General features: G+C 69.8%; 10 protein-coding genes and 1 rRNA gene. 7 read left to right on the top strand and 4 right to left on the bottom strand.

Annotated elements, in window-relative coordinates:
- Positions 1-111: 111 nt before the first annotated feature.
- Entirely contained in the window at positions 112-900 is a 789-nt protein-coding gene (locus tag AC07FJ_RS04835; RefSeq protein WP_479045179.1) for a hypothetical protein, read from the bottom strand.
- Between the two features lie 165 nt (positions 901-1065).
- Between AC07FJ_RS04835 and AC07FJ_RS04840 the strand changes: the two genes are divergently transcribed.
- From AC07FJ_RS04840 to AC07FJ_RS04860, 5 genes are all read left to right on the top strand, one after another.
- Positions 1066-1857, top strand: coding sequence for an ABC transporter ATP-binding protein (locus tag AC07FJ_RS04840; protein WP_479045181.1), 792 nt, complete (start codon positions 1066-1068; stop codon positions 1855-1857).
- A 111-nt stretch (positions 1858-1968) separates the two neighbouring features.
- Positions 1969-2397 carry an NfeD family protein gene (locus AC07FJ_RS04845; RefSeq protein WP_361415088.1) on the top strand — a complete coding sequence of 143 codons (429 nt, stop codon included), beginning with the start codon at positions 1969-1971 and terminating at the stop codon, positions 2395-2397.
- 171 nt (positions 2398-2568) lie between these two features.
- Complete coding sequence (locus AC07FJ_RS04850) at positions 2569-3564, top strand: SPFH domain-containing protein (protein WP_468293357.1); 996 nt, start codon at positions 2569-2571, stop codon at positions 3562-3564.
- A gap of 67 nt (positions 3565-3631) precedes the next feature.
- Positions 3632-4405 carry a sulfite exporter TauE/SafE family protein gene (locus AC07FJ_RS04855; protein ID WP_479045184.1) on the top strand — a complete coding sequence of 258 codons (774 nt, stop codon included), beginning with the start codon at positions 3632-3634 and terminating at the stop codon, positions 4403-4405.
- Positions 4406-4409: 4 nt separating this feature from the next.
- Complete coding sequence (locus tag AC07FJ_RS04860; protein ID WP_479045187.1) at positions 4410-4598, top strand: DUF1272 domain-containing protein; 189 nt, start codon at positions 4410-4412, stop codon at positions 4596-4598.
- A 44-nt stretch (positions 4599-4642) separates the two neighbouring features.
- Here AC07FJ_RS04860 and AC07FJ_RS04865 read toward each other — a convergent pair whose 3' ends face one another.
- From AC07FJ_RS04865 to AC07FJ_RS04875, 3 genes are all read right to left on the bottom strand, one after another.
- Complete coding sequence (locus AC07FJ_RS04865; protein WP_361415096.1) at positions 4643-5155, bottom strand: HNH endonuclease; 513 nt, start codon at positions 5153-5155, stop codon at positions 4643-4645.
- Positions 5156-5298: 143 nt separating this feature from the next.
- Positions 5299-5838 (bottom strand): YbhB/YbcL family Raf kinase inhibitor-like protein, encoded by a 540-nt coding sequence (locus AC07FJ_RS04870; protein ID WP_468293368.1) that lies wholly within the window; start codon positions 5836-5838, stop codon positions 5299-5301.
- Positions 5839-5909: 71 nt separating this feature from the next.
- Positions 5910-6692, bottom strand: coding sequence for a sporulation protein (locus tag AC07FJ_RS04875; RefSeq protein WP_361415100.1), 783 nt, complete (start codon positions 6690-6692; stop codon positions 5910-5912).
- An 88-nt stretch (positions 6693-6780) separates the two neighbouring features.
- Between AC07FJ_RS04875 and AC07FJ_RS04880 the strand changes: the two genes are divergently transcribed.
- Positions 6781-7422 (top strand): DNA-3-methyladenine glycosylase, encoded by a 642-nt coding sequence (locus tag AC07FJ_RS04880; protein ID WP_479045189.1) that lies wholly within the window; start codon positions 6781-6783, stop codon positions 7420-7422.
- A 543-nt stretch (positions 7423-7965) separates the two neighbouring features.
- Positions 7966-8055: ribosomal RNA gene (locus AC07FJ_RS04885) — 16S ribosomal RNA — on the top strand; the annotation flags it as partial.

The raw sequence follows: 8055 nt of genomic DNA on the forward strand, positions 1-8055 counted from the left end.
CCGCCCCGGCTCGGGCCCCCGCCCCCGCGCCCTAGCGCTAGGCGCGCCCGCCGAGGCCCGGCCCCCGGCACAGTGCCTCAGCCGGGGGCCGGGCCGCCGGACACAGGCGCCTCACCCCCGCCCGCGCTCACGCTCCTCCACGTACGCGTTGAACGCCGCCACCTGCGCCCGCCGCGCCACCCGCTCCACCGGGCGCAGCGCCTCCGTCCGCGCAGCCATCTCCGACGCGCTCACCGCGCCGCCGTGCCCGTTGCCGTACGCCAGCGAGACCAGGAACGCCACCCGCTGCGCCAGCTCCAGCACCCGCACCGCCCGCGGCGGATACCCCGGCGCCAGCACCTCGCTCCCCACCTCCGCCCGCGCCCGGTACGCGTCCAGCGCCGCCTCCGCCACCGGCCCCGACGCCGCCACGTCCAGCCGCGTCAGCACGACCGTCGCCTCCCGCAGCGCCTCGGCCAGCTCCCGCTCCGCCTCCCCGAGCGACGGCACGTCCGCCGGCGGAGCCTCCCGCACCGGCAGGCAGTGCCACAGGACCTCGACGTGCACGTCCCCGGCCGGCCCCGCCTCGTACACCTCGGGTACGAGGCCGAAACCGGCCCCGTACCCGACCACCGCCTCCTCCGCCTCCAGCGCCCGCGCGTTGAACTCCGGCGGCCCGCTCAGCCCCAGCGGATGCCCCGGCGCCGGCAGCGCCACCCGCCATCCGGTCACCCCGAGCGCCCGCAGCCGCCCCAGCGCCAGCGTCAGCCCGACCGGCCCCGCCTCGCCCGGGAGCCCCTCCACCCGGTGCACCGCGTCGTCCCCGACAATCGCGAGCACGGCCTCGTCGGGCGAGACCAACCCGGCCAGCAGGGCGTTCCCCCATGCGGCCAACCGTCCTGAACGTGGTTCCGAAAGCATGCCCCCACCCTAGGCACTGGCCCCGGCACCCCCGGGCCACCGCCCCGAACCGCCCCTAACGACCGCCCCGCCGCAGCGGTGGCGTAGGTTTTCCCCTGGGAGCCGCGCCCACAGGTGCGAGCGACCACAAGACCCGACAGACCGCATAGGGGAGACAACGCGCTCATGAGCGATGTACTGGAGCTGGTGGACGTATCCGTGGTCCGCGACGGACGTGCTCTGGTGGACGACGTCTCCTGGTCGGTCAAGGAGGGCGAGCGCTGGGTGATCCTCGGCCCCAACGGCGCCGGCAAGACCACCCTCCTGAACGTCGCCTCCACCTACCTCTTCCCGAGCGCCGGCACCGCCACCGTCCTCGGCGACCGGCTCGGCAAGGTCGACGTCTTCGAGCTGCGCCCCCGCATCGGCATGGCCGGCATCGCCATGGCCGACAAGCTGCCCAAGCGCCAGACGGTCCTGCAGACCGTCCTCACCGCCGCGTACGGCATGACCGCCACCTGGCGCGAGGACTACGACGCCGTCGACGAGCAGCGCGCCCGCGCCTTCCTCGACCGCCTCGGCATGACCGAGTTCCTGGACCGCCGGTTCGGCACCCTCTCCGAGGGCGAGCGCAAGCGCACGCTGATCGCCCGCGCCATGATGACCGACCCCGAGCTCCTCCTCCTCGACGAGCCGGCCGCCGGCCTGGACCTCGGCGGCCGCGAGGACCTGGTCCGCCGCCTGGGCCGCCTCGCCCGCGACCCGTACGCGCCCTCCATGGTGATGGTCACGCACCACGTCGAGGAGATCCCGCCGGGCTTCACCCACGTCCTGATGATCCGTCAGGGCAAGGTCCTCGCCGCCGGCCCCATGGAGACGGAGCTCACCTCCCGCAACCTCTCCCACTGCTTCGGCCTGCCCCTGGTCGTCGAGCACGTCGGCGAGCGCTACACGGCCCAGGGCCTGCCCCTCTCGTAGACCGGCCCCGTCAGCCGGTCCCCTAACCGGGTCCGTAAGCCGGTCTCGTAGGTCAACCCGCCGTCCACCGCGCCCTGTCGGGGAACCGGGCCCCGGTCCTACCATGACGATGTGGACATCGACGCATGGGTCTGGTGGCTGATCGGCGCGGTGGGACTCGGCATCCCACTCGTCCTGACCGCGATGCCGGAATTGGGAATGCTGTCCGTCGGCGCGATCGCCGGAGCCCTCACCGCGGCCCTCGGCCTGGGCGTGGTCGCCCAGGTCGTGGTGTTCGCGGTGGTCTCCGTCGCGCTCATCGCGGTGGTACGCCCCATCGCCGCACGCCACCGCGACGGCCGGCCCGAACACGTCACCAACGTCGACGCGCTGAGAGGCCGCCAGGCCGTCGTCCTGGAACGGGTCGACGGCAACGGCGGCCGGATCAAGCTCGCCGGCGAGGTCTGGTCCGCCCGCTCCCTCGACGCCGACCAGGTCTTCGAACCCGGACAGCAGGTGGACGTGGCCGAGATCGACGGAGCGACCGCCGTGGTCATGTGAGGGAACGTCACCGAGGGACAACGGCGCACGAGGCGTGCGACATCCGCATGGTGCGGCATTGACATGTGACGGAACCCGGTCAACCCCGCAGAACGGCGCACGCCACCCCCCGCCGTCTGGGAAACTCGATCACCGAAAGCAACCGCGGCAGCGAAGGACACGGGGAACACGATGCCATCAGTCATTATCGTCCTGGTCATCCTGGTGGTGCTCGTCTTCATCGCCCTGATCAAGACGATCCAGGTCATCCCGCAGGCCAGCGCCGCCATCGTGGAGCGCTTCGGCCGCTACACGCGCACGCTGAACGCGGGCCTCAACATCGTCGTCCCGTTCATCGACTCGATCCGCAACCGGATCGACCTGCGCGAACAGGTCGTCCCCTTCCCGCCCCAGCCGGTGATCACCCAGGACAACCTGGTCGTCAACATCGACACCGTCATCTACTACCAGGTGACGGACGCCCGCGCGGCCACCTACGAAGTCGCCAGCTACATCCAGGCCATCGAGCAGCTCACCGTCACCACCCTCCGCAACATCATCGGCGGCATGGACCTGGAGCGGACCCTCACCTCGCGCGAGGAGATCAACGCGGCCCTGCGCGGCGTCCTCGACGAAGCCACCGGCAAGTGGGGCATCCGCGTCAACCGCGTCGAGCTCAAGGCCATCGAGCCCCCGACCTCCATCCAGGACTCGATGGAGAAGCAGATGCGCGCCGACCGCGACAAGCGCGCCGCCATCCTCACCGCCGAGGGCATCCGCCAGTCGCAGATCCTGACCGCCGAGGGTGAGAAGCAGTCCGCCATCCTGCGCGCCGAGGGCGAGGCCAAGGCCGCGGCCCTGCGCGCCGAAGGCGAGGCCCAGGCCGTCCGCACGGTCTTCGAGGCCATCCACGCCGGCGATCCGGACCAGAAGCTGCTCTCCTACCAGTACCTCCAGATGCTCCCGAAGATCGCCGAAGGCGACGCCAACAAGCTCTGGATTGTCCCCAGCGAGATCGGCGACGCACTCAAGGGCCTCTCCGGTGCCTTCGGCAACATCGGCAACGGCACTCCCGGCTTCAACACAGGTGGCAACGGTGGCCACGGCGGCAACGGCGGCGGCAACGGCGGCTCCGGCATCGCCAAGCAGCCGCCGCAGCAGCGCCGCGAAGAGCCCCCGGTCGACTGACGCGCCCTCCCTTCGTGCATGATCAGTGCATCAAGCACCGATCATGCACGAAGGCCGAGGACACAGCGTGACGATCTGGGAGATGCTCGCCGTCTTCGCCGCCGGCATCAGCGCGGGCACCATCAACACCATCGTCGGCTCCGGCACGCTCATCACCTTCCCGGTGCTGATCGCCACCGGCCTCCCGCCCGTCACCGCCACCGTCTCCAACGCCCTGGGCCTCATCCCCGGCTCCATCAGCGGCGCCATCGGCTACCGCGCCGAACTCACCGGCCAGCGCCGCCGCATCCTGCGCCTCGGCACGGCCGCCGCCATCGGCGGACTCTGCGGAGCCATCCTGCTGCTGCTCCTGCCCGCGACCGCCTTCGAGACGATCGTCCCCGTCCTCGTGGCGCTCGCCCTCGTCCTGGTCATCCTGCAACCCCGCATCTCCCGGGCCGTCCAGCGACGCCGCGAGCGCCAGGGCGACGCCACCGGCGACCCCGCCGGCGGCCCGGCGCTCTTCGTCGGCCTGCTCCTCGCCAGCGTCTACGGCGGCTACTTCACCGCCGCCCAGGGGATCATCTACCTCTCCCTCATGGGCATGCTGCTCCACGACACCCTGCAGCGCCTCAACGCCGTCAAGAACATCCTCGCGGCCGTCGTCAACACCATCGCCGCGCTGTTCTTCCTCTTCGTCGCCCACTTCGACTGGACGGCCGTCCTCCTCATCGCCGTCGGCTCCACCATCGGCGGCCAGATCGGAGCCAAGGTCGGCCGCCGCCTGCCCCCGACCGCCCTCCGCGCGCTGATCATCGCCGTGGGTATCGTCGCGATCATCCAACTCACCACCCGGGGATGACCACATGGCACTGGACATGCGCCAACTCTGCGAACGCTGCGAGCGACCCGTCTCCGCCACCGGCACCGCGTACATCTGCAGCTACGAGTGCACCTTCTGCGAGCCCTGTACGACGGCGGTGAACCACATCTGCCCCAACTGCGGCGGCGACCTCGTCCTGCGCCCGACGCGCACGAAGCCCGCCTCGGACTGAGACGGGCTCTTCGCACGGCGAACGGGACGCCCCCGAGCGCTCGCTCAAGCGGCCGCGGCCTGCGTCGCCAGCCACTCCGGCAACTCCGCCCGGTCGCGTACCCCCAACGCCAGCAGCATCGCGTCCGCCGGCGACGGTACGAACGGCTGGAACAGCAACGGCATGCCCGCCTGCTCCGGCGTACGGTCCGCCTTGCGGTGGTTGTCCTCCGCGCAGGACGCCACCGTGTTCAGCCAGTTGTCGCCACCACCCTGCGCCCGCGGCACCACGTGGTCCACGGTCGTCGCGCGTTTCCCGCAGTACGCGCACCTGTGCTGGTCCCGTACCAGCACACCCCGCCGCGACCACGGCGCCTGTCTTCGGAAGGGCACCCGGACATACCGGCACAACCGGATCACCCGCGGTACCGGCAGTTCAACCGCCGCCGCACGCACACGAAGACGCGGATGCGACTGCTCGACGACGGCCTTGTCCTGCAACACCAGCACCACCGCACGGTTGAGCGTCACCGTCGACAGCGGCTCGAAGCTTGCATTCAGTACCAGCGTGTCCCGCATTGCTCGCCCACCTCCCGTGTGCCGGCCCACCCCCTGGCGGGCTTGGATCAACTCTGGCCGGGCCGGCCGGGTTGGACAACGCAATAAAAAATGCCCGCTTCTGATCTCTCCAAGACCAGAAGCGGGCAAACAACGAGCGAACGTCAGGACTCCGCGGGAGCCGCGTACTCACCGATCAGCTGAGCCCGCGCCAGCGTGTGGAACCGCAGGTTGAACCCGACCACCGCGGGCGACGCGTCCGCGTCCGGCCCCAGCTTCTCCTGGTCCACCGCGTACACGGTGAACACGTACCGGTGCGCCGGATCCCCGGCCGGCGGCGCCGCCCCGCCGAAGTCACGCGACCCGTAGTCGTTCCGTACGTGCACCGCCCCCTCGGGCAGCCCCTCGAACGCCCCACCGCCCGCACCCGCCGGCAGCTCGGTGACGGACGCCGGGATGTCGAACAGCACCCAGTGCCAGAAACCGCTCCCGGTCGGCGCGTCCGGGTCGAAGCACGTCACGGCGAAGCTCTTCGTCTCCACCGGGAAACCCTCCCACCGCAGATGCGGCGAGGTGTTCCCCTCGGCGTAGACCTGCGCGTCCGCCAGCACGGCACCCGGCGCGATGTCCTTGCTCACCACCGTGAACGACGGTACCGGCGGATGGAAGTCGTGAGGGAGCGGCGCCCTCTTCCCCTCTGCCACGCGTGAACCTCCCTTTCGGTCGTTCGAGCCTTCAGCCTTCAGCCTTCGGCGCTCAGCCTTCCGCACCGACCTTAGAGCCAGTTGCGGCGTCCACCGACGTCGGCGAGCCACTGATTGAGGTACGCCACCCAGTCGGTGTTCCGGAAGTCGTTCAGCCCCACCTTGAACGCCCGGTACGAGTCGCTGCCCTCGCTGAACAGCCCCGGCTTCTTGTCCATCTCCAGCACCACGTCCATCTCGCGCTCGTCCGCGACGAAGGACAGCTCGACCTGGTTCAGCCCCCGGTACTGCTGCGGCGGCAGGAACTCGATCTCCTGGTAGAACGGCAGCCGCTGCCGCGTCCCGCGGATGTGCCCGCGCTCCATGTCCGCGTTCTTGAAGCGGAAGCCCAGCTGGATGAAGGCGTCGAGGATCGCCTGCTGCGCCGGCAGCGGGTGGACGTTGATCGGGTCCAGGTCGCCCGAGTCCACGGCCCGCGCGATCTCCAGCTCGGTCGTCACGCCGATGTCCATCCCGTGCAGGTGCTGCCCGGCGATCATCGTGACCGGCGTCTCCCACGGAATGTCCAGCCCGAACGGCACCACGTGCACCGCCCCGGCCTTGACCTCGAAGGCACCGCCGAGCCGGACCTTCGTGAACTCGATGTCCTGCTTGACCTCCTGGTCGCCGCCCTCGACCTCGACGCGCGCCTGCAGACCGACCGACAGGGCCTCGATCCGCTGGTCCACCGTGCCGCCCTGGATCCGCACCTCGCCCTGGACGACCCCGCCCGGCACGACGTTCGCCTCGGTGAGCACCGTCTCGACGGACGCACCCCCCGCACCCAGGCTCGCGAGCAGCTTCTTGAACCCCATGTTCGCTCCTTCTCGTCCTTCTGCTTCTTCCCGTACGCGACGGAAACGCGCCACGACCGTAGCCCGTCCCCCATTACGCTCGTACGACATGACCGAGAGCCCCGACCGTACGCCGCTCCCGCGCACCTTCTTCGACCGACCCGTTCTGGAGGTCGCACCGGACCTCCTCGGCCGCGTCCTCGTACGGATGACGGACGACGGACCCATCGAGCTCCGCCTCACCGAGGTCGAGGCGTACGCGGGCGAGGCCGACCCCGGCTCCCACGCCTTCCGGGGACGCACCGCGCGCAACGCGGTCATGTTCGGCCCGCCCGGTCACGCGTACGTCTACTTCACCTACGGCATGTGGCACTGCCTGAACCTGGTGTGCGGCCCCGAGGGCCACGCCAGCGGTGTCCTCCTCCGCGCCGGAGAGATCCGGACCGGTCACGAGCTGGCCCGGAAGCGCCGCGCCACGGCCCGGAACGATCGAGAACTGGCCAAAGGCCCCGCCCGTCTCGCCACCGCCCTGGACGTCGACCGCACCCTCGACGGCACCGACGCCTGCGCCGGCCCCGAGTCGCCCCTCTCCGTACTGACCGGCACCCCCACACCCGCCGACCAGGTCAGCACGGGCCCCCGCACCGGAGTGAGCGGCGACGGGGCCACCCACCCCTGGCGCTTCTGGATCGACGGCGACCCCACAGTGAGCCCGTACCGCGCCCACGTCCCGCGCCGGAGGAGGGCTTGAGAGGGGGGCTTGACTTGCGCCACGCAAGCGCCTAATGTCTACCGAGCTGCGAGAGCAGGGCGTGCCATCTGTGCCCCCTGGACGCAGCCATCCACCACCGAAGATCGTCTCCCAAATGGGTTCGAGTTCCGGCATGCCGGAATTCATTCCAGCGGCTCGATTATGAGTCGCCACGGAAATGGTCTAAAGTGATGGAGCGCCGAAAGGCAAAGGCCCTCCAACGGCCACTGGAAACTGAATCCGAACCGGAAACGGAACGGAAAAAGAATCTGGTAAGGTTGGAAACACCGAAGGGAAGCGCCCGGAGGAAAGCCCCAGAGAGTCTCTGGTGGTGAGTACAAAGGAAGCGTCCGTTCCTTGAGAACTCAACAGCGTGCCAAAAATCAACGCCAGATTAGTTGATACCCCGTCCATCTTCGGATGGCGAGGTTCCTTTGAAAAGTCCTTCCAATGGAAGGCACACAGCGAGGACGCTGTGTGCGACCGGGATTATTCCTCCCGATCGCACCGCTCTCGTGGTGTCGTCCCGATTACGGGAAAACATTCACGGAGAGTTTGATCCTGGCTCAGGACGAACGCTGGCGGCGTGCTTAACACATGCAAGTCGAACGATGAACCCACTTCGGTGGGGGA

The organism is Streptomyces sp. NPDC045998, from assembly GCF_056430285.1.

Bases quoted from the DNA above. Each gene is read 5' to 3' on its own strand.
- AC07FJ_RS04835 (WP_479045179.1), bottom strand. From the start codon at position 900: ATGCTTTCGGAACCACGTTCAGGACGGTTGGCCGCATGGGGGAACGCC.
- AC07FJ_RS04840 (WP_479045181.1), top strand. From the start codon at position 1,066: ATGAGCGATGTACTGGAGCTGGTGGACGTATCCGTGGTCCGCGACGGA.
- AC07FJ_RS04850 (WP_468293357.1), top strand. From the start codon at position 2,569: ATGCCATCAGTCATTATCGTCCTGGTCATCCTGGTGGTGCTCGTCTTC.
- AC07FJ_RS04860 (WP_479045187.1), top strand. From the start codon at position 4,410: ATGGCACTGGACATGCGCCAACTCTGCGAACGCTGCGAGCGACCCGTC.
- AC07FJ_RS04865 (WP_361415096.1), bottom strand. From the start codon at position 5,155: ATGCGGGACACGCTGGTACTGAATGCAAGCTTCGAGCCGCTGTCGACG.
- AC07FJ_RS04875 (WP_361415100.1), bottom strand. From the start codon at position 6,692: ATGGGGTTCAAGAAGCTGCTCGCGAGCCTGGGTGCGGGGGGTGCGTCC.
- AC07FJ_RS04880 (WP_479045189.1), top strand. From the start codon at position 6,781: ATGACCGAGAGCCCCGACCGTACGCCGCTCCCGCGCACCTTCTTCGAC.